At 62.6% G+C, this 20,619-nt stretch carries 19 protein-coding genes; 14 read left to right on the top strand and 5 right to left on the bottom strand.

What is annotated here, in order from left to right; genetic code table 11:
• The first annotated feature begins 59 nt into the window (after window positions 1-59).
• The 5 genes from M727_RS0118940 to M727_RS0118920 all read left to right on the top strand — a co-directional run bounded on the left by M727_RS0118940 (window position 60) and on the right by M727_RS0118920 (window position 4,099).
• Window positions 60-698, top strand: a complete 639-nt coding sequence (locus M727_RS0118940; RefSeq protein WP_027153996.1) for an SGNH/GDSL hydrolase family protein — start codon at window positions 60-62, stop codon at window positions 696-698.
• 19 nt (window positions 699-717) lie between these two features.
• Window positions 718-2,181 carry a dihydrolipoyl dehydrogenase gene (gene lpdA / locus M727_RS0118935; protein ID WP_027153995.1) on the top strand — a complete coding sequence of 488 codons (1,464 nt, stop codon included), beginning with the start codon at window positions 718-720 and terminating at the stop codon, window positions 2,179-2,181.
• Window positions 2,182-2,277: 96 nt separating this feature from the next.
• Window positions 2,278-2,535 (top strand): GlsB/YeaQ/YmgE family stress response membrane protein, encoded by a 258-nt coding sequence (locus tag M727_RS0118930; protein ID WP_023799232.1) that lies wholly within the window; start codon window positions 2,278-2,280, stop codon window positions 2,533-2,535.
• A 127-nt stretch (window positions 2,536-2,662) separates the two neighbouring features.
• The gene (gene lipA / locus M727_RS0118925; protein ID WP_027153994.1) at window positions 2,663-3,628 is read left to right on the top strand and encodes a lipoyl synthase; all 966 of its coding nucleotides are present in this window, start codon (window positions 2,663-2,665) and stop codon (window positions 3,626-3,628) included.
• A gap of 12 nt (window positions 3,629-3,640) precedes the next feature.
• On the top strand, window positions 3,641-4,099 hold the full coding sequence (locus tag M727_RS0118920; RefSeq protein ID WP_023799229.1) for a type II toxin-antitoxin system RatA family toxin: 459 nt from the start codon (window positions 3,641-3,643) through the stop codon (window positions 4,097-4,099).
• On the opposite strand, the gene M727_RS0118915 is transcribed toward M727_RS0118920, so the two are convergent.
• Together M727_RS0118915 and M727_RS0118910 are read right to left on the bottom strand one after the other, a co-directional pair.
• Window positions 4,075-4,584 (bottom strand): CinA family protein, encoded by a 510-nt coding sequence (locus M727_RS0118915; RefSeq protein ID WP_023799228.1) that lies wholly within the window; start codon window positions 4,582-4,584, stop codon window positions 4,075-4,077. The two genes, M727_RS0118920 and M727_RS0118915, sit on opposite strands and share 25 nt — an antisense overlap.
• Window positions 4,581-5,810: a bifunctional 2-C-methyl-D-erythritol 4-phosphate cytidylyltransferase/2-C-methyl-D-erythritol 2,4-cyclodiphosphate synthase gene (locus M727_RS0118910; RefSeq protein ID WP_027153993.1), complete on the bottom strand. Its 1,230-nt coding sequence runs from the start codon at window positions 5,808-5,810 to the stop codon at window positions 4,581-4,583. The genes M727_RS0118915 and M727_RS0118910 overlap by 4 nt, the downstream gene beginning before the upstream one ends.
• Before the next feature lie 218 nt (window positions 5,811-6,028).
• Between M727_RS0118910 and dusB the strand changes: the two genes are divergently transcribed.
• The 8 genes from dusB to hflX all read left to right on the top strand — a co-directional run bounded on the left by dusB (window position 6,029) and on the right by hflX (window position 16,293).
• On the top strand, window positions 6,029-7,057 hold the full coding sequence (gene dusB / locus M727_RS0118905; RefSeq protein WP_027153992.1) for a tRNA dihydrouridine synthase DusB: 1,029 nt from the start codon (window positions 6,029-6,031) through the stop codon (window positions 7,055-7,057).
• Window positions 7,054-8,196 (top strand): nitrogen regulation protein NR(II), encoded by a 1,143-nt coding sequence (locus M727_RS0118900; RefSeq protein ID WP_023799225.1) that lies wholly within the window; start codon window positions 7,054-7,056, stop codon window positions 8,194-8,196. The genes dusB and M727_RS0118900 overlap by 4 nt, the downstream gene beginning before the upstream one ends.
• On the top strand, window positions 8,193-9,653 hold the full coding sequence (gene ntrC, locus M727_RS0118895) for a nitrogen regulation protein NR(I) (RefSeq protein WP_023799224.1): 1,461 nt from the start codon (window positions 8,193-8,195) through the stop codon (window positions 9,651-9,653). Before M727_RS0118900 ends, ntrC begins: the two co-directional genes overlap by 4 nt.
• 170 nt (window positions 9,654-9,823) lie before the next feature.
• A complete protein-coding gene (locus M727_RS0118890; RefSeq protein ID WP_027153991.1) occupies window positions 9,824-12,109 on the top strand; it encodes a PAS domain-containing sensor histidine kinase in 2,286 nt (761 codons plus the stop codon).
• Window positions 12,099-13,460 carry a sigma-54 dependent transcriptional regulator gene (locus tag M727_RS0118885; RefSeq protein ID WP_027153990.1) on the top strand — a complete coding sequence of 454 codons (1,362 nt, stop codon included), beginning with the start codon at window positions 12,099-12,101 and terminating at the stop codon, window positions 13,458-13,460. The genes M727_RS0118890 and M727_RS0118885 overlap by 11 nt, the downstream gene beginning before the upstream one ends.
• 189 nt (window positions 13,461-13,649) lie before the next feature.
• Window positions 13,650-14,510, top strand: coding sequence for a D-amino-acid transaminase (locus tag M727_RS0118880; RefSeq protein WP_027153989.1), 861 nt, complete (start codon window positions 13,650-13,652; stop codon window positions 14,508-14,510).
• A 145-nt stretch (window positions 14,511-14,655) separates the two neighbouring features.
• Entirely contained in the window at window positions 14,656-14,901 is a 246-nt protein-coding gene (gene hfq / locus M727_RS0118875; protein WP_006202172.1) for an RNA chaperone Hfq, read from the top strand.
• On the top strand, window positions 14,902-16,293 hold the full coding sequence (hflX, locus tag M727_RS0118870; protein ID WP_027153988.1) for a GTPase HflX: 1,392 nt from the start codon (window positions 14,902-14,904) through the stop codon (window positions 16,291-16,293).
• A gap of 6 nt (window positions 16,294-16,299) precedes the next feature.
• On the opposite strand, the gene mazG is transcribed toward hflX, so the two are convergent.
• The 3 genes from mazG to opgC all read right to left on the bottom strand — a co-directional run bounded on the left by mazG (window position 16,300) and on the right by opgC (window position 19,742).
• Complete coding sequence (gene mazG / locus M727_RS0118865; protein ID WP_027153987.1) at window positions 16,300-17,124, bottom strand: nucleoside triphosphate pyrophosphohydrolase; 825 nt, start codon at window positions 17,122-17,124, stop codon at window positions 16,300-16,302.
• Between the two features lie 84 nt (window positions 17,125-17,208).
• A complete protein-coding gene (locus M727_RS0118860) occupies window positions 17,209-18,393 on the bottom strand; it encodes an amino acid aminotransferase (RefSeq protein WP_027153986.1) in 1,185 nt (394 codons plus the stop codon).
• Window positions 18,394-18,575: 182 nt separating this feature from the next.
• Window positions 18,576-19,742, bottom strand: coding sequence for an OpgC domain-containing protein (gene opgC, locus M727_RS36790; protein WP_084646796.1), 1,167 nt, complete (start codon window positions 19,740-19,742; stop codon window positions 18,576-18,578).
• A 351-nt stretch (window positions 19,743-20,093) separates the two neighbouring features.
• On the opposite strand from opgC, the gene M727_RS0118850 reads away from it, so the two are divergent.
• Window positions 20,094-20,612: a sigma-70 family RNA polymerase sigma factor gene (locus tag M727_RS0118850; protein WP_027153985.1), complete on the top strand. Its 519-nt coding sequence runs from the start codon at window positions 20,094-20,096 to the stop codon at window positions 20,610-20,612.
• Window positions 20,613-20,619: the final 7 nt, after the last annotated feature.

Here is a 20,619-nt window from a genome sequence, read left to right as displayed (position 1 = left end):
CTTTTTGCCTGGCGGGTGAGGCGCGCGCAGGCAGATTTCGACCGGAGTGGGGCAAACGCATGAAAACAGTCCTTTGCTACGGCGATTCGCTGACCTGGGGCTATGATGCGGCAAGTCTGGATCGCCACCCGCTAAAGGACCGCTGGCCGAGTGTGCTGCAGGCGACGTTGGGAGGCGGCGTCGAGGTCATCGCCGAAGGCTTGAACGGCCGCACAACGGCTTTCGACGACCATTTGGCCGGCGCCGACCGTAACGGCGCAAGAGTGCTGCCCACGATCCTGATGACGCATGCGCCGATCGACCTGGTTATCATCATGCTCGGCGCCAACGACATGAAGCCGTGGATTCACGGCAATCCGGTCGCCGCCAAGCAAGGCATGCAGCGCCTGATCGATATCGTGTGCGGTCACGACTACCCGTTCGATTGGCCGTCGCCGCAGGTCCTGATCGTCGCGCCGCCCGCCGTCAGCCGCACGGAAAACGCCGAATTCAAAGAAATGTTCGCCGGCGGTGATGAAGCGTCGAAGCGGCTGGCGCCGCAATATTCTGTCCTTGCCGACGAGGTCGGCTGCGGCTTCTTCGATGCCGGCTCGGTGGCCGAGACCACGCCACTCGACGGCGTCCATCTCGACGCAGAGAACACGCGCAAAATCGGGCAGGCATTGGCGCCAATCGTGCGCGTCATGCTGGAACTCTAGAGAATCAGGGGAGAAATCCGTGGCTGAGAACTACGACGTCATCATAATCGGCTCCGGCCCCGGCGGCTATGTCACGGCGGTGCGTTCCGCCCAACTCGGATTCAAGACAGCGATCGTCGAGCGCGAGCATCTCGGCGGCATCTGCCTCAACTGGGGTTGCATCCCGACCAAGGCGCTGCTGCGTTCGGCCGAGATCATGCACTATTCGGATCATTTGAAGGACTACGGCTTGAAGATCGACGGCAAGGTCAGCGTCGATACCGCTGCCGTGGTCGACCGCTCGCGAAAGGTCTCGCTGCGGCTGAACGGCGGCGTCGCCTTCCTGATGAAGAAGAACAAGGTCGATGTCATCTGGGGCGAAGCCAAGCTGTCCAAGGCAGCTTCCAGCGACAGACCGGGCGAGATCGTTGTTTCGAAATCGTCGAAGAAGCCGATGGAGCCACAGCCGCCGGCGCCCAAGGGCGTCAAGGGCGAGGGCACATACACTGCCAAGCACATCATCCTGGCGACCGGCGCCAGGCCGCGGGCGTTGCCCGGCATCGAGCCCGACGGCAAGCTGATCTGGACCTATTTCGAAGCGATGGTGCCGAAGGAGATGCCGAAATCGCTGTTGGTGATGGGTTCGGGCGCAATCGGCATCGAATTCGCCTCATTCTACCGTACCATGGGCGCGGAGGTGACGGTGGTCGAGCTGCTGCCGGCGGTGATGCCAGTCGAGGACGCAGAGGTCTCGAAATTCGCGCAAAAGCAGTTCGAGAAGCAAGGCATGAAGATCATCCTCGATGCCAAGGTCACCAAGGTCGAAAAAGCTGCGAACTCGGTAACCGCGCATGTCGAGATGAAGGACGGCAAGGTCGAGAAGATCACCGCCGACCGGATGATCTCGGCCGTCGGCGTGCAGGGCAATATCGAGAATCTCGGCCTCGAGGCGCTCGGCGTGAAGACCGAGCGCGGCTGCGTCGTCGTCGACGGCTACGGCAGCACCAATGTGCCCGGCATCTATGCCATCGGCGACGTTGCCGGCCCGCCTATGCTTGCCCACAAGGCCGAGCATGAAGGCGTGGTCTGCGTGGAAAAGATCGCCAACGTCCCCGGCGTGCACGCCACTGACAAACTGAAAATTCCGGGCTGCACCTATTGCAACCCGCAGGTTGCTTCCGTCGGGTTGACCGAAGCGAAAGCCAAGGCCGAGGGCAAGGACATCCGCGTCGGCCGCTTTCAGTTCGCCGCCAACGGCAAAGCCATTGCGCTCGGCGAGGACCAGGGTTTCGTCAAGACCGTCTTCGACAGGAAGACCGGACAGTTGCTCGGCGCGCATATGGTCGGCGCCGAAGTGACCGAGCTGATCCAGGGCTTTGTCGTGGCGATGAACCTGGAGACCACCGAGGAAGAACTGATGCACACGATCTTCCCGCATCCGACGCTGTCGGAGATGATGAAGGAAAGCGTGCTCGACGCCTATGGCCGCGCGCTCAACGCATGATAAATTGACTGTGTGAGACTCGGCACGTGAGAGCCAAGGAACTCAACGGCGAGGTAATTCGTTTCCGGATGCATTTATCACCAGAGGAGAGGGCATATGGACGTGAATGGCGTGGGCTGGATCGCAGCCATCATCATCGGCGGGCTGGCGGGCTGGCTTGCCGAAATGTTCATGAAAAGCAACATGGGCATCTTGATGAACATCGTTCTGGGCATCGTCGGCGCGATCGTGCTGAATGCCATCCTGCAGGCGCTCAACATCGGCGCCTTCGGCACCGGCTGGATCGCCTATCTGATCACCGGTTTCGTTGGCGCCTGCCTGCTGATCTTGGCAGGGCGCATGGTGCGCCGTTAGTTGATGAACTCTTGCCATGCGAAAACGGGTGTGGCGGCATGCGCCGCCCCGGCCTTTTTCTTTGCAGCGAAAAGTCCTAGATGGAAAGCGAACGCCGGAAGGCGATCGCGAATGAACTGGATTTCTGATGGTCACCGTCCTCGACACGATCGCCAATGCGCCGCGCCTGCGGCATCCTGAAAAGGCGCACAAGCCTGACCAGGATGTGCTGCGCAAGCCCGACTGGATCCGCGTCAAGGCGCCGATGTCGAAAGGCTATGCCGAGACGCGCGACATCGTGAAGTCGCACAGGCTGGTGACGGTGTGCGAAGAGGCCGGGTGCCCCAATATCGGTGAGTGCTGGGAGAAGAAGCACGCCACCTTCATGATCATGGGCGAGATCTGCACGCGCGCCTGCGCCTTCTGCAACGTCGCTACCGGCATTCCGACCGCACTCGATCCCGATGAACCGGCGCGCATCGCCCACGCCGTCAAGCAAATGGGTCTAACCCATGTCGTCATCACCTCGGTCGACCGCGACGATCTCGCCGATGGCGGCGCTCAGCACTTTGCCGAGGTTATCCGCGCCATCAGGGCGGCAACGCCTTCGACGACGATCGAAATCCTGACGCCCGACTTCCTGCGCAAGGACGGCGCGCTGGAGATCGTGGTGGCGGCCAAGCCTGATGTGTTCAACCACAATCTGGAGACCGTTCCGTCGAACTATCTGACGGTCCGGCCGGGCGCCCGCTATTTCCATTCGATCAGGCTGCTGCAGCGGGTCAAGGAACTCGATCCCTCGATCTTCACCAAATCCGGCATCATGGTTGGCCTTGGCGAGGAGCGGAACGAGATCCTGCAATTGATGGACGATCTGCGTTCGGCCAATGTCGACTTCATGACCATCGGTCAGTATCTGCAGCCATCGAAAAAGCACCATCCGGTGATCCGTTTCGTCACGCCGGAGGAATTCAAGTCCTTCGAGACGATCGGCAAGACCAAGGGCTTCCTGCTGGTGGCATCGAGCCCGCTGACGCGTTCGTCGCATCACGCCGGCGACGATTTCGCCAAGCTGCGCGCGGCACGGGAAGCGTTTCTCAAGAAGTCCGCCTAACACACTGGTTTCATGCCACAATTCGAAGCCCATCGCCGCGTTGCGCATACGCCGGAACAGATGTTCGCTCTGGTCGCCGATGTCGAATCCTATCCGCAATTCCTGCCGCTTTGCGAGGCGCTGACGGTTCGCTCGCGCAAGGAACGCGACGGACGCACCCTCCTCGTCGCCGACATGAGCATTGGCTACAAGGCGATCCGCGAGACTTTCACCACGCAGGTGCTGCTAAAGCCTGACGAGAAGGCCATCGACGTCAAATATATCGACGGTCCGTTCAAATATCTGAGCAATGCCTGGCGTTTCGAGCCGGCCGACGGCGGCTGCAATGTCTGCTTCTTCATCGACTACGAATTCAAGAGTCGTATTCTGGGTGCGGTGATGGGAGCGATGTTCGATCGCGCCTTCCGCATGTTTTCCGAGGCGTTCGAGAAGCGCGCCGACGTCATCTATGGCGCAGCGCCGGCAGCCTGATCCGCAGCGAGCGCGCGCAAGCCCAGTTCAAGCGCGTGTCTGACCGTCTCCCGGCGGATGAACTTGCGGCCCTTGTCGGCAAACAACTGGCATTCGCTGACGACCGGCCGGCCGGTCAAGGCGATACCGAACCAGACCAGGCCGACGGGCTTTTCCGTCGAGCCGCCGCCAGGACCGGCAATGCCGGTGACGGCAAGGGTTAGCCCGGCGCGCGAATGGTCCAAGGCGCCGGCCGCCATCTCGACCGCCGTTTCCCGTGAGACCGCGCCGTGCGCCTCGAGCGTGGCGGCGGAAACGCCGAGCATCTCGGTCTTGGCCTCGTTGGAATAGGTGATGAAACCCCGGTCGACCACTGTCGAAGAGCCGGCGATGTCGGTCAAGGCGGCGATGATCATGCCGCCGGTGCAGCTCTCGGCCGTCGCCAGCATGATGCCGCGCTGTTGGCAGGCTTGAAGCAGGGCATCTGCGAGATCGCTGTTGCTCATTCGGGGACATCCCCTGGAAACACGACGCTGGCGGTCGCGATGGCGGCTATGCCTTCCTCGCGTCCGACAAAGCCGAGCTTTTCGTTGGTTGTCGCCTTGATCGAGATGCGGTCCCGGGAAATCGCCAGCATTGCCGAAAGGATTTCGGTCATCGCTTCGCGATGCGGGCCGACGCGCGGCGCCTCGCAGATCAGCGTGATGTCGGCATTGGCGATGCGCCCGCCGCGCGCGCGTACCAGTTCTGCTGCATGTTCGACGAAGATCCGCGAGGCCACGCCTTTCCACTGCGGGTCCGATGGCGGGAAATGCGTGCCGATGTCGCCGGCGCCGCAAGTGGCGAGCAGCGCGTCGGTCAAGGCGTGCAGGCCGACATCGGCGTCCGAATGGCCGGACAGTTTCTTGTCGTGCGGGATGGAGACGCCGCACAGGACGACATGGTCGCCGGGCTCGAAGGCATGGACGTCGTAGCCATTGCCGGTGCGGATGTCCGGAAAACGCGGCCGTTCGCCGGAAAGCCGCTGATCCGCCATCGAGATATCCCTTGCCCAGGTGAGTTTGACATTGTCCGGCGAGCCCGGGACGATTTTCACTGGAATATGTGCCCATTCGGCAATCGCGGCATCGTCGGTGAAGTCCGCCTTGCCCAGATGATGGGCCTTTTCATGGGCGGCCAGGATCGGCCAGAACGGGAAGCCCTGCGGCGTCTGCGCGGCATGAAGCCCGTTCCTGGAAACCGTCTCGCCGATCATGCCCGCGGCCGACTCGCGTTTCAGCGTATCGGCGACGGGCAGGGCAGGCAGCGCTGCCTGGCGCTCGCCGATGGCGGCGATCGTGCGGTCTATCAATTCCGGGTCGACGAACGGGCGGACGGCGTCATGGACCAGGACCCGGCGCGGCGCATGGCCTCTCAGCGCAAGCAATCCGAGCCGGACGGAGTCCTGCCTGGACGCGCCACCAGTCACCGTGACCACCCGATCGGCGTAGGCGCCGGCGGCGCTGCGAAAAAGCGCGCTGTCGTCGGCATGAATGGCGACGACGACAGGACCGATTCCCGGATGCGCCAAAAACACGTCCAATGTGCGTGCGATGACGGCACGGCCGCCGATCCTTTGGTATTGCTTCGGTCCGTCGGCCTGACCGGCGCGCGCGCCGCGGCCGGCGGCGACGATAACGACGGCAACCTTGTCGTCCGCAGCCAAAGCCTGCTTTTCGCTTGCGTCTGTCATGCCGAGACGCTTAGCGCATCATCCCAAAAAGTGGAATCGCTTTTCGGAAGAGATCATGCGCAGATGCAAAGTGCCAATAGCGTCCCCAACACGCACCGCACTTTGGCTAGTGCCAGCATTTTCCCAAATGCGCCTTAATGCGACGTCATTGCGCGTTGCACATTGCCGCCATTCTGGCTAGTGAATGTGCAGCTATTAAAAATGCTTGGTTTTTGTGCATGCTTGACCTGACCAAATTGGCATCTCCGCTGGATGTGGGTCGTGTGAGAATCCGCAATCGCGCCTTTCTCGCGCCCATGTCGGGCATAACAGATGAGCCGTTCCGGCAGCGTGCCTATGCGCATGGCGCCGGGTTGGTGGTGTCGGAGATGGTGGCGAGCGGCGAGCTTGCCAGGGGCAGAGCCGGTTGCGGCCTGCGCATCCGCCATTCCGGGCTGCCCGTGCATATGGTCCAGCTTGCCGGCCGTGAGGCGGTGCATATGGCAGAGGGCGCCCGTATAGCCGCGGGCGAGGGCGCCGACATTATCGACATCAACATGGGCTGCCCGGCCAAGAAGGTGACGGGCGGCTATGCCGGTTCGGCGCTGATGCGCGATCTCGGTCACGCTTTGTCGCTGATCGAGGCGGTGGTCGGCGCCGTCGAGGTGCCGGTCACGGTCAAGATGCGGCTCGGCTGGGACGAAAGCGCGCTCAATGCGCCTGTTCTGGCGCGTCGCGCCGAGCAGGCGGGGGTTCAGATGGTGACGGTGCATGGCCGCACGCGCTGCCAGTTCTACCAGGGCAAGGCCGACTGGCGCGCCATCGCACGCATAAAGCAGGCTGTTTCGATCCCGGTCGTTGCCAATGGCGATGTCGGCTCGCCAGCGGAGGCAGCAATGATCCTCGACCAGTCGGGCGCCGACGCGGTGATGATCGGCCGCGCCCACTACGGCGTGCCCTGGACTGCAGGCAGCATCGCGGCAGCCGCGACAAAACAGACGGTGCCCGGTGTGCCGGAAAGCCCGCAAGCGCTGGCCGACTACGTCGTTGCTCACTACCAGGACATGCTGTCGCTCTACGGCATCGAAAGCGGCGTGCGCCAGGCGCGCAAGCATCTTGGCTGGTATCTCGACCGCCACGCCGCTGGCGTCGTCGATGAGCAGCGAAAGGCCATCCTTACCTGCTTCGAGCCCGTTCGCGTCATTGCCGCGTTGCGCGAGGTGTTTTCAAGCGCTGCCGAGGCGATGAACCTGCGGAGCGCAGCATGAATGCCACCGTTGCACAAAACATGGACATGGCGGACGCCGCACACATCGTGCTCAACACCATCCGCCGCCCGGTGATCATGCTCGATGCGGAAGGGTTCATCACCTTCGCCAACGCCGATGCCGAGGATTTCTTCCGCTCGAGCGCGACCATGCTCGCCCGCAACACATTACCCAAGCTCATTCCCTTCGGCAGTCCGTTGCTGACGCTTGTCGACCAGGTGCGCGAGCGCCGGGCACCCGTCAACGAATACCGGGTCGACGTATCGTCGCCGCGCCTCGGCATCGAGAAGGTCGTCGACCTCTATGTCGCGCCGGTGTCGGAATTCCCGGGCTCCGTCGTGGTGATGTTCCAGGAACGGTCGATGGCCGACAAGATCGATCGTCAGATGACGCACCGCGGTGCGGCACGCTCGGTGACCGGCCTTGCCGCGATGCTCGCCCACGAGATCAAGAACCCGCTATCCGGCATCCGGGGCGCCGCCCAACTGCTCGAACTGTCGGCTTCCGACGAGGATCGCGCGCTGACCCGGCTGATCACCGACGAGACCGACCGCATCGTCTCGCTGGTCGATCGCATGGAGGTGTTTTCCGACGAGCGGCCCGTCGATCGTTATCCGGTCAACATCCATGTCGTGCTCGACCATGTGAAAGCGATTGCCAAGAACGGTTTTGCCAAGCGGATCAAGATATTGGAGGATTATGATCCATCATTGCCTCCGGTTTTCGCCAACCGCGACCAGCTCATCCAGGTGTTCCTCAACCTGGTCAAGAATGCGGCCGAGGCCATCGGCGGCGATCCGCAAGGCGAGATCACCCTGTCGACCGCGTTCCGGCCGGGCATCCGTGTTTCCGTTCCAGGATCGCAGGGCCGCGTGTCGCTGCCGCTGGAATTCTGCGTGCGCGACAACGGTTCTGGCGTCTCCGAAGATATCCTGCCGATCCTGTTCGACCCCTTCATCACCACCAAGCCTAACGGGTCGGGGCTTGGTCTGGCGCTGGTCGCGAAAATCGTCGGCGAGCATGGCGGCATCATCGAATGCGATTCGACGCCGCGCGCAACCACCTTCCGCATCCTGATGCCAGCCTGGAAAGAAACGCCGTTCGGCACAGACGACGATGGCGAAGGAGACCGCAAATGACGGTTCGCGGCAATATTCTCGTCGCCGACGACGATGCGGCCATCCGCACCGTCCTCAACCAGGCGCTTTCGCGCGTCGGCCATGAGGTGCGCGTGACGTCCAATGCCTCGACGCTGTGGCGCTGGGTGGCGGCGGGCGAGGGCGATCTCGTCATCACCGACGTGGTCATGCCGGACGAAAACGCCTTCGACATGCTGCCGCGCATCAAGAAGGCGCGACCGGAACTGCCCGTCATCGTCATGAGCGCCCAGAACACGTTCATGACCGCGATTCGCGCCTCCGAAACCGGCGCCTACGAATATCTGCCGAAACCGTTCGACCTGACCGAGCTTCTCAACATCGTCAACCGGGCGCTTTCCGAGCCGCGACGGCCGAAGATCGATGCGCGGGCGGACGAGCCGCCGGAAACCATGCCGCTGGTTGGCCGCTCGGCCGCCATGCAGGATATCTACCGCATGCTGGCGCGCATGATGCAGACCGACCTGACGGTGATGATTTCAGGCGAATCGGGCACCGGCAAGGAACTGGTGGCACGCGCGCTGCACGAGTATGGCCGCCGCCGCGGCGGCCCCTTCGTTGCGATCAACATGGCTGCGATCCCGCGCGACCTGATCGAATCGGAACTGTTCGGGCACGAGAAGGGCGCCTTCACCGGCGCGCAGAACCGCTCCACCGGCCGTTTCGAGCAGGCCGAAGGCGGCACGCTCTTCCTTGACGAGATCGGTGACATGCCTATGGAGGCGCAGACCCGCCTGCTGCGTGTCCTGCAGCAGGGCGAATACACCACTGTCGGCGGCCGCACGCCGATCAAGACCGACGTGCGCATCGTCGCCGCCACCAACAAGGATCTGCGCACGCTGATCAATCAAGGGCTTTTCCGCGAGGATCTGTTCTATCGCCTGAATGTCGTGCCGCTAAGGCTGCCGGCGCTGCGCGAGCGGTCCGAGGACGTTCCGGATCTCGTCCGGCACTTCTTCAAGCTTGGCGCCAGCGAAGGCCTGCAGACCAAGCGCATTTCCACAGGCGGCATCGAGCTGATGAAGCGCTATCCGTGGCCGGGCAACGTGCGCGAGCTCGAAAATCTTGTCCGCAGACTTGCCGCGCTCTATTCGCAGGACGAGATTTCTGCCGAAGTCATCGAGGCGGAACTGAAGACTGGCGAGAGGCCGGTCGTTCCCGGCGGCGGCAACCTCATTCCCGACGACCTGTCCATCGGCCAGGCGGTGGAACATTTCCTGCAGCGCTATTTTGCTTCGTTCGCCGGCGATTTGCCGCCCGCCGGCCTCTATCAGCGTATCCTTTCCGAGGTCGAATATCCGCTGGTGCTTGCGTCGATGACGGCAACCCGCGGGAACCAGATCAAGGCTGCGGAGCTCCTCGGGCTCAACCGCAACACGCTGCGCAAGAAGATTCGCGAGCTCGGCGTCAACGTCTACAAATCGACCAGACAAGCTTAGAGCGCCGTTTTCTTTCAACAAATCGATCCCGAATTTCGGGCCGGTGTGACAGAGCGAAGCCTTTTCCGGGGGATCGAGCGCCGAAACAGTTCCGTCCAGGCCACACTTGTTGCATAATCGCCACAATGCGTTGCATACATCCGACGCAATCACTGGCTCTAGACGGCGACATGGCTCCACGGGCATCGAGACTGAGCGAAACGCTTTTCAGCGAACCCCGCACAAAGGACGGGCGCCGGCTGCTTGCGCTGCCGGGCGTGGTGGCAATTGCCGGTGCGCTGGTTACGGCGGCGATCTCCTTCGCCATCCTCGTCGGCGCCACGCCGATCACGCCGGACGAGAGGACGACGCTGGCGCTTATCGCCGTCAATGCGGCGTTTATCCTGTTCCTGATCGCGCTGGTTGGCCGCGAAGTACATCGTATCGTGATGGCGCGCCGGCGCGGCAAGGCGGCGTCGCGGCTGCACGTGCGGATCGTCGCGATGTTCGCGCTGGTCGCCGCGATTCCCGCCATCATGGTGGCGATCATCGCCTCGATCACGCTCGATATCGGTCTTGATCGTTGGTTCGAAATCCGCACCAAGACGATCGTCAATTCGTCGCTGTCGATCGCCGATGCCTATGTGCAGGAGAACGCGCGCAACCTCCAGGGAACGACCCTGTCGATGGCTTACGATCTCGACGCCTCCCGCACGCTCTACGGCCTCGATCGAACCGGCTTCCTCGATCTGATGAACAAGGAAGCCGTTGGACGCTCGCTGGCCCATGCCGCACTGATCAGGTCCGACGGTTCGTTCGTCATGAGCGCCAAGACCGACGCCGATTTTGCCATGCCGGAGCCGCCGGAAGGCGCCATGAGCGGTGCCGCTGACGGCAGGCCGGTGCTGATCGAGCCGAAGACGCGCAACATCATGGGCGCCATCGTCAAACTGCGCGAGATCGAAGGGCTCTATCTCTACACCATCCGGCTCGTCGATCCCGAGGTGATCAAGGCGCGGCAGATTGTCAGGTCCAACAGCGACGAATATCGCGGCCTCGAAGACAGTCGCCGCACCTCGCAGGTGGCCTTTGCACTTCCCTATCTGTCGCTGACGCTGATCATCGTCCTGTCCGCCATCTGGACCGGCATCGCCGTTGCCGACCGCCTGGTGCGGCCGATCCGCCAGCTCATCGGCGCGGCCGACGAGGTCGCGACCGGCAATCTCGACGTTGCCGTGCCGGTTCGGCCCTCCGACGGCGACGTCGCCTCGCTCGGCGACACCTTCAACAAGATGCTGCTGGAGCTGAAATCGCAGCGTAACGAGATTCTGTCCGCCAAGGATTTGATCGACGAGCGGCGGCGTTTTTCGGAAGCCGTGCTTGCCGGTGTCACCGCCGGCGTGATCGGCGTCGATCCGTATGGCATCGTCACCATCGTCAACCGGTCGGCCGAAACGATGCTGGCCATTTCCGCCACCGCCGCACTCGGGCAAAATCTCTCCGCCGTGCTGCCGCATGTCGGCCGCGTCTTCGAGATCGGCAGCAAGTCGGGCAAGCCCGTCCATCGCGAGCAGGTGACCTTCTATCGCGCCGGTGCGGAGCGCACCTTCAACGTGCAGATCACGGTCGAGGCCGGCGACGACGGTTCGGAGGAGAAATCCTATGTCGTGACGGTGGACGACATCACCGATCTGGTCCAGGCGCAGCGTTCCTCGGCCTGGGCGGATGTGGCGCGGCGCATCGCCCACGAGATCAAGAACCCGCTGACACCGATCCAGCTTTCCGCCGAGCGCATCAAGCGCCGCTACGGCAAGGTCATCACCGAAGACCGCGAGGTTTTCGATCAGTGCACCGATACGATCATCAGGCAAGTGGAGGACATCGGCCGCATGGTTGACGAGTTCTCCGCTTTCGCACGCATGCCCAAGCCCGAAATGAAGGCCCTCGATTTGCGCGAATCGTTGCGCGAAGCCTCGTTCCTCGTCGAGGTGAGCCGCTCCGATATCACCTTCGAGCGCGTATTCGGCAACGAACCGCTCAAAGGTACTTTCGACAGCCGCCTGATGGCGCAGGCCTTTGGCAACGTCATCAAGAACGCAGCCGAGGCGATTGACGGACTTGATCAAAAGGACCGCTCGCACGGCATAATCCGGATTCAAGCCGGGCGCCAGAATGGTACGATTCGCATCGATGTCATCGACAACGGCAAGGGCTTGCCGCGCGAGAACCGCCAGCGATTGCTCGAGCCTTACATGACGACACGCGAGAAGGGCACCGGGCTCGGCCTCGCTATCGTCAAGAAGATAGTGGAGGACCATGGTGGCCGGCTCGAACTGCATGACGCGCCGGCGGATTTCCACGACGGGCGAGGCGCGATGATCAGCATCATCCTGCCGCTCGCCGCCACTGTGCCGTCGCGCGGCGAAGGCAGGACGGAACCCGAAAAAGAAACTGAAAAGGTCGGTAATGGCGTCTGACATTCTCATCGTCGATGACGAGGAAGACATCCGCGAGCTTGTCGCCGGTATCCTGAGCGACGAAGGTCACGAAACCCGCACGGCATTCGATGCCGACAGCGCCCTGGCGGCGATCGCCGACCGGGCGCCGAGGCTGATTTTCCTCGACATCTGGCTGCAAGGCTCACGTCTGGACGGACTGGCGCTGCTGGACGAGATCAAGACGATGCATCCGAGCCTGCCGGTGGTGATGATCTCGGGCCACGGCAACATCGAGACGGCGGTCTCGGCCATCCGCCGCGGCGCCTATGACTTCATCGAGAAACCGTTCAAGGCCGACAGGCTGATCCTCATCGCCGAACGTGCCATTGAAACCTCGAAGCTGAGACGCGAGGTTTCGGATCTCAAGCTGCGCAGCGGCGAAACCTTCGACCTGATCGGCATGTCGTCGGCGATGAGCCAGTTGCGCCAGACCATCGAGCGCGTCGCGCCGACCAACAGCCGCGTCATGATCATCGGCCCGTCCGGCTCGGGCAAGGAACTGGCGGCACGCGCCATCCACACGCTGTCGGCGCGCAAGGGCGCCCCGTTTGTCACGCTGAGCGCCGCCAACATCACGCCCGAACGCATGGAGGTCGAGCTGTTCGGCACCGAATCAAACGGTGTCGAACGCAAGGTCGGCGCGCTTGAGGAAGCCCATCGCGGCATTCTCTACATCGACGAAGTGGCCGACATGCCGCGCGAAACGCAAAACAAGATCTTGCGCGTGCTGGTCGAACAGCAGTTCGAGCGGGTAGGGGGCACCAAACGCGTCAAGGTCGATGTCCGCATCATTTCGTCGACGTCGCAGAATCTGGAGGCGATGATCGCCGACGGTCGTTTCCGCGAGGATCTCTATCACCGCCTGGCGGTGGTTCCGGTCATGGTGCCGGGATTGGCCGAGCGGCGTGAGGACATCCCTTATCTTGTCGACAATTTCATGAAGCAGATCGCCCGCCAGGCCGGCATCCGGCCGCGGCGCATCGGCGATGACGCGCTGGCGGTGCTGCAGGCGCACAACTGGCCAGGCAACGTTCGCCAGTTGCGCAACAACGTCGAGCGGTTGATGATCCTGGCGCGCGGCGACGATATCGACGCACCGATCACCGCCGATCTCTTGCCTGCCGAGATCGGCGATGTCATGCCGCGCACGCCAAACCAATCCGATCAGCACATCATGGCGCTGCCGTTGCGTGAAGCACGCGAACAGTTCGAGAAGGATTATCTGATCGCCCAGATCAACCGTTTTGGCGGCAACATCTCGAAGACGGCCGAGTTCATCGGCATGGAGCGCTCGGCGCTTCACCGAAAGCTGAAGTCGCTCGGCGTCTGATAGCCAATCCAGTCGTGGCCTACGCAATTATCGGTTACGGCGGCGGTGGAATCGCATAAGAAGCGCTACCGCGCCCGCGCGTCTTTCGGGACGCGCAACGGACGCTGTAACATTTTGATTTTTGCGCATGACCCCGAAAACCGAATCTGATTTTCGGGGGCCATGCGCTGACTTCTTCAGGGGTGACCCATGCCGCGCATTGCCTATGTGAACGGGCGCTATGTCGCTCACGCCGACGCTTTCGTGCATATCGAGGACCGTGGCTATCAGTTCGCCGACGGTGTCTACGAGGTCTGCGAGGTGGCGCGCGGCTTCATCGTCGATATGCCTCGCCATCTCGGACGGCTGAACCGCTCGCTGACCGAATTGTCGATCGACTGGCCGGTCACGCCGGGCGTGTTGCCGATTATCCTGCGCGAGGTGGTCCGCCGCAACCATGTTGCCGATGGCCTGGTCTATCTTCAGGTGACGCGCGGCGTCGCCAGCCGTGATTTTGTTTTCCCGGCGGGCACGAATCCGTCGCTGGTGGTTACCGCCAGGAAGGCCGACCCCGCTGCTGCCGCCAGGAGGGCCGAAAGCGGAATCAAGGTCATCACCGTGCCCGAGAACCGTTGGGACCGGGTCGATATCAAGTCGGTCGGCCTGCTGCCAAATGTGCTCGCCAAGCAGAAGGCCAAGGAAGCCGGCGCCCAGGAAGCCTGGTTCGTCGATGCCGACGGCACCGTCAAGGAAGGCGGATCGTCGAACGCCTGGATCATCACCAGGGACGGCGTGCTGGTGACGCGTCCGGCCGAGCACGGCATCCTGCGCGGCATCACCCGCACCACGCTGTTCGACGTGGCCGCCAAGCTCGGCCTGAAGATCGAGGAGCGGGGCTTTTCGGTCGCCGAAGCCAAGGCCGCGCGCGAGGTTTTCATCAGCTCCGCGACCACACTCGCCATGCCGATCGTGGCGATCGACGGTGCTCCCGTCGCCAACGGCCACCCGGGCTCGATAACACTTTCCTTGCGGCACGCCTTTTTTGACGTTGCGGAAAAAAGTCCAGCCTGATAACCGCACAGGTGGAATGAACATCAATATATCTCGTTCTGCTTGTCGTTATTGACGACAAGACGGTGTTTGTGCGCTTGACATGTGCCAGTTAATTTGGCGCATTGGCCTGCAAACCGAAGGGGATCGGCGAAAGACAAGAACAATGGCGGAACGATCGCAAAATCTTCAGGACCTGTTCCTGAATTCAGTTCGCAAAAGCAAAAACCCACTCACCATCTTCCTCATCAACGGCGTGAAGCTGACCGGCGTGGTCACTTCCTTCGACAATTTCTGTGTTCTGCTGCGTCGAGACGGCCACTCCCAGCTCGTCTACAAGCACGCAATTTCCACGATCATGCCGAGCCAGCCGGTTCAGATGTTCGATGGCGAGGAAAGCCAGGGCGCCTGATTGGCACGTAAGAAAGACGCGGATCGCAGCGTTCGCGAAAAACCAGCATATCAGCCGGGGGCGGAGGCCGAAGGCCCGACCCGGGCCGTGGTCATCGTGCCGGTGCTTACCCGCCAGCCGCGCGGCGACGAGGACACCAATCGCCCGCGCCTGACGCGTTCTGCCGAGGCCCGCCACGACGAGGCGGTTGGTCTTACCCAGGCCATAAACCTCGACCCGATCCATACCGCGGTTGTGACCGTCAACGATCCCCGGCCTGCCACCCTGCTCGGCAGCGGCAAGGTCGCGGAGTTCGCCGAGATCGTCAAAGAGGGCCGTGCCGAACTGGTCATTGTCGATCATCCGCTGACGCCGGTGCAGCAGCGCAACCTGGAAAAGGAATTGAACGCCAAGGTGCTGGATCGCACCGGCTTGATCCTGGAAATTTTCGGCGAGCGCGCGCGGACCAAGGAAGGCACGCTGCAGGTCGATCTGGCGCACCTCAACTATCAGAAGGGCCGGCTGGTGCGAAGCTGGACTCACCTCGAGCGCCAGCGCGGCGGTGCCGGTTTCCTCGGCGGCCCTGGCGAAACGCAGATCGAATCGGACCGCCGTGTCCTGCAGGACAAGATCAACAAGCTCAAGCACGAGCTGGAAACAGTGCGACGCACCCGTGACCTGCACCGCGCCAAGCGCAAGAAGGTGCCGTTCCCGGTCGTGGCCATTGTCGGCTATACCAACGCCGGCAAGTCGACGCTGTTCAACAGGCTGACCGGAGCTGGGGTGCTGGCCGAGGACATGCTGTTCGCCACGCTCGACCCGACACTGCGTCGGGTGCGGCTGCCGCACGGCACGCCGGCCATCCTTTCGGACACGGTCGGTTTCATTTCGGACCTGCCGACGCATCTGATCGCGGCCTTCCGGGCAACGCTCGAAGAGGTGGTCGAGGCCGATCTCGTCATCCATTTGCGCGATATTTCGGATCCCGACACGGCCGCCCAGGCCGAGGATGTCGAGCGCATCCTCGCCGATCTCGGCGTCGATGCCGGCGACGGCAGGCGCGTCATCGAAGTGTGGAACAAGATCGACCGGCTCGATGAGGGCAACCGGGAGCGGTTGCTCGCCGACGGCATCGACGGCAGCAAGGCGCCGCCGATTGCCATATCGGCCGCCACCGGCGAGGGCATCGATGTGCTGAAGTCGATCATCGAGACACGAGTATCAGGCGAACTGGAAACGCTGACCGTCACGCTCAAGCCTGACCAGCTTGGGTTCGTCGACTGGCTCTACCGCAATGGCGACGTCGTCTCGCGCACCGACAATGAAGATGGCGGTATAACCGTGTCGCTCAAAGCGACGCGAAGCGCACACGAAGAGATAGAAACCAGATTGCACCGTAAAAACAACGGGTAATTTCTGTTACTTCGCGCTTTTGGCTTGCTGCCAAAGTGCCTCCATCTCGTCGAGCGCCGCCTTTTCAAGCGTGTTTCCGGACGCTTCCAGCGCTTGCTCGACATAGTGGAACCGCGAGCGGAATTTCTCGTTGGTGCCGCTGAGCGCCGCTTCGGAATCAACCTTGAGATGACGCCCGAGATTGACGACGGCAAACAGCATGTCGCCGAACTCGTCCTTGATCGAAGCCGTATCGCCCTTGGCAAGGGCCTGGCGCAACTCGCCGATCTCTTCCTCGATCTTGTCGAGGATCGGCGTGGCCTCGCTCCAGTCGAAGCCGACGCGGGCCGCCTTTTCCTGCAGCTTGAGCGCCCGCGTCAAAGCGGGCAGGGCAACCGGAACGCTGTCCAGAAAACCCTTGCCATGATCCTCCGGATCGTGCCCGCGGGCGAGGCGGGCATTTCGCTTTTCCGCTTTTTCCTCGGCCTTGATCTTCTCCCACATGCCCTTGGCCATGCTGGCGCTGCGCGCCTCATCGTCGCCGAAGACATGCGGATGGCGGCGGATCATTTTTGTGGTGATGGCTTGGACCACGTCGCCAAAGGCGAATTCACCGGCCTCCTCGGCCATCTGCGCATGGTAGACGACCTGCAGCAGCAGGTCGCCGAGCTCGTCGCGCAGATCGTCCAGGTCGCCACGCGCGATGGCGTCCGCCACCTCGTAGGCTTCCTCGATCGTGTAGGGCGCGATGCTCGAGAAATCCTGCTCGACGTCCCACGGGCAGCCGGTTTCCGGCGCCCGCAGCGCCGCCATGATCTCGATCAGCCGGGAAATATCTTTCGAGGGTTTCATCGGTCGCATGCTAGCCTGCGTCCGACGGTGCAGCCAACGCTGTCGCAAGGCGAGGGGCGATTGTCCACAGCGCCGCTCAAAGTCTCAGTCGAGCACGGAGACGATCGCCTTGGCGAGCGCGTCCATGCCGTCCTCCGGCAGGCCGGCGACGTTGATGCGGCTGTCGCCGACCATATAGACGCCGTGCTCGGCGCGCAGCCGCTCGACCTGCGCTTCGGACAGGCCAAGCCGGGAAAACATGCCGCGATGGCTGGCGACGAAATCGAAGCGATCGGAATTGGACTGCCGCCGCAGCGCTTCGGCGAATTGCACCCGAAGCCGCAGCATGCGCAGGCGCATCTCCTCGAGCTCCGCTTCCCAGTCGGCGCGCAGCGTGGCGTCTTCAAGCACGATGCGCACCGCGGCCGCGCCGTGGTCCGGCGGCATCGAGTACATGGCGCGCGCCGCCGACAGCATCTGGCTCATTGCGACATCCGCCTGCGCGCTGTCTTTTGCCAGGATCATCGCCGCGCCGACGCGGTCACGATACACGGCAAAGTTCTTCGAGCAGCTCGAGGCAACGACCATTTCCGGGACTTTCGCTGCCAGCAGGCGCAAGCCGGCGGCGTCAGCGTCAAGGCCCTCGCCAAACCCCTGATAGGCAATGTCGACAAAGGGCAGCAGGCCGCGCTCGACGACGAGGTCTGCTATTTCAGCCCACTGCGCGATGTCCAGATTGGCGCCTGTCGGATTGTGGCAGCAACCATGCAGCAGCACCACGTCGCCGCTCCTGGCGGTCGCCAGTGCGCTCATCATGTCCGCGAAGCGAACAGCACCTGAGGTTGCGTCGAAGTAGGGATATTCGCGGATCTGCAAGCCGGCGGCGCGCATCACCGGCATGTGGTTCGGCCAGGTTGGGTCCGACAGCCAGATCGTCGCGTCGGATCGCGTCCTCTTGAGCAGCTCGGCCACCAGCCGCAGCGCGCCCGAGCCGCCGGGCGCCTGCGCCGCACGGATGCGCGACAGCTCGGCCGCAGGGCCAAAAACCAGTCTCGCCATCGCCGTGTTGAAGCCGGTATCGCCGGCAAGGCCGAGATAGGTCTTGGTGTCCTGGCTCTGCAGCAATCGTTTTTCGGCTTCGCGCACGGCGCGCATCACCGGCGTCTTGCCATCGCGATCCTTGTAGACGCCAACGCCGAGGTCGACCTTGCCGGGGCGGGGATCGGCACGATAGAGGCCGATCAAGGCGAGGATCTTGTCGGCTGGGGCAGGCTGGAGGTTTTCGAACATCGGCGCGGCTCCGTTGGCGGCGGAGTGATACGCAAATCGGCTGTGCTGCGCCAGCGGTTTTCATTTGCGCCAGGCTGAAAACCGCCAACCGGGAGACTGGACACAGGAATCCAAAGCGTGGCCTGGAGGCGAGGCTCGGACCGGCGAAAGGCCTTGATCGCACGGCGCGTCGCGCCGTTCTATCATGCCGGTTTGAGAGCAGCAGACGGCAAGGCGGCTCCAGATTGCCGCGTCTTGCCGCCCCAACCGATCCGCGGCAACCATTCGAGGTAGTAGGCGAACCCGAATTGCAGCGCGATGCCTGTCGAGATCAGGATCGCGTCGTAGAGGAGGCCGCCCGGGCTGACGACCTTCATGACCTGCGCGATCATGGCGAGGATCGTTCCGGCGACGAAGACCGGCAGCGAATGCTTGCCGAGAACCGCGAGCGGGTGTCCGGGCCTCGTCCTCGCCAGGTTGGAAAGCGCCGGGATTGCCACGATCAGATAGGCGATCGCCAGAATGTGCATGAGGCGCGACAGCGACAGGAATGTCTTGTCGAAGCCGGTCAGCACGGTAGGCAGGCCGGAGGCCGTCTCGACGCCCCACAGCGGCAACCGCACCCAGATCAGCGCGCCGACCAGATACAGGACGGCCGCGCTCGCCATCATCCAGTTGAAGCGGATTTCGCCGCGGTGCTTGATATGCAGCATGCCGGCGATGCCGATGACGAAAAGAAACTGCCAGGAGAGCGGGTTCAGGAACCAGAAGCCGTCGCCGGGAAAATTCGAAGGCGCGATCTGGAAAATGCCGGCGATGAGCCAGAGGAGAGCGGACGCCGCGAGCATCAGGCGCAGGCTGAAAGTGCCGATCCACAGGAAAAGCGGCATCATCAGAAGTACGACGGCATACATGGAAAGAATGTTGTTATAGCCGATCTGATGCCCGAGCGCCGCGATGCCGAGCAGCGCTTCCGGCGTGTCCTCGATGATCATCTGGATGTTGATCAGCTTCAAAAGATCGGGCCGCGAGAAATGCAATGCAGCCGCCGAGAAGATCGCCAGCGTCGCGACAGTGGTCATGACGTGGGTGACATAGAGGACACCGGCACGCCGCCAGGCCTTCAGGGTGATGAGCAACCGATTCCCCGGCTGGAACTTCAGTCCGTAGGCGAGCCCAACGGCAATCCCCGAAATCAGCACGAAGGCTTCGGCCGAATCGGAAAAGCCGAAATTCTTGTGCGTGACATACTCGAAGATCGTCCCCGGCACGTGGTTGACGAAGATCGTCAGCAGCGCCAGCGCGCGGAAGACATCGATGCGGGTATCCCGCTGGGCTGGCACATTGCCTGTCATGTCGGGGCTTGTCATGTCGGGTCGATAATTCGTTGAACAAAAGCGGGCCCAAAGGGCCGTCGGCGAAGGGAAGATTCGACGGTGAATGTTTCCTGCCTATAACTCGCAAGTGCCCCGAAAAAGATGACACTTTCGCGATTTTCGCGTCACAAATTAATTCAGGGATAAACATCGAAATCCCCGGTGGCGCCAAAACCGCGCGGCGAACTGAGGCGGCTGCGGGGAGGCCCGCTCGTTCCCGGACAAGGAAGCCGTCCGCGCACTGGTGGCGTTGTACCGGCTGTGCCTGACGTCCCGGATCGCAAAAAACTCAAAGAGCGGGATTAAAAGCCTGCCATGCTCCGTAAACAGGACGTGAGAGGGTCGATGCCACGCTTCGATATCGTAGGACAGCTTGGTTCTTTGCGCCGCTACGCGCGTTCGCTGACGCGCGACAGCGCGGAAGCAGAGGATCTTGTGCATGACGCGCTGGTGCGTGCCTATGAGCGGCGCGGCACCTTTCGATCCGGCGGAAACCTGCGCGCATGGCTGCTGTCGATCGTCCACAACGCTTTCATTGACGGCCTGCGGTCCCGCAAATCCGAAGCGGTGCGCGTCGAGCAGGCCGGATATCTTGCCGACGCCAGTATGCAGGCACCCCAGGAGCATTCCGTCCGCCTGGCACAGGTACGCGAAGCTTTTTTCAAATTGCCCGATGAGCAGCGTTCGGCGCTGCATCTCGTCGCCATCGAGGGACTTACCTACAGCCAGGCGGCCGAGGCCAGCGGCGTGCCGCTGGGAACGCTGATGTCGCGCATCGGCAGGGCGCGCGCAGCGCTCCGCGAGATGGAGGACAAATTGCCGGCACATGCGAAAAGCCACCTCAAGATCGTGGGAGGCCCGTGATGTCCAT

This window comes from Mesorhizobium sp. WSM2561, from assembly GCF_000513915.1.
Lineage (GTDB): Bacteria > Pseudomonadota > Alphaproteobacteria > Rhizobiales > Rhizobiaceae > Mesorhizobium > Mesorhizobium muleiense.
This window is presented reverse-complemented; position numbering and strand designations above follow the sequence as displayed.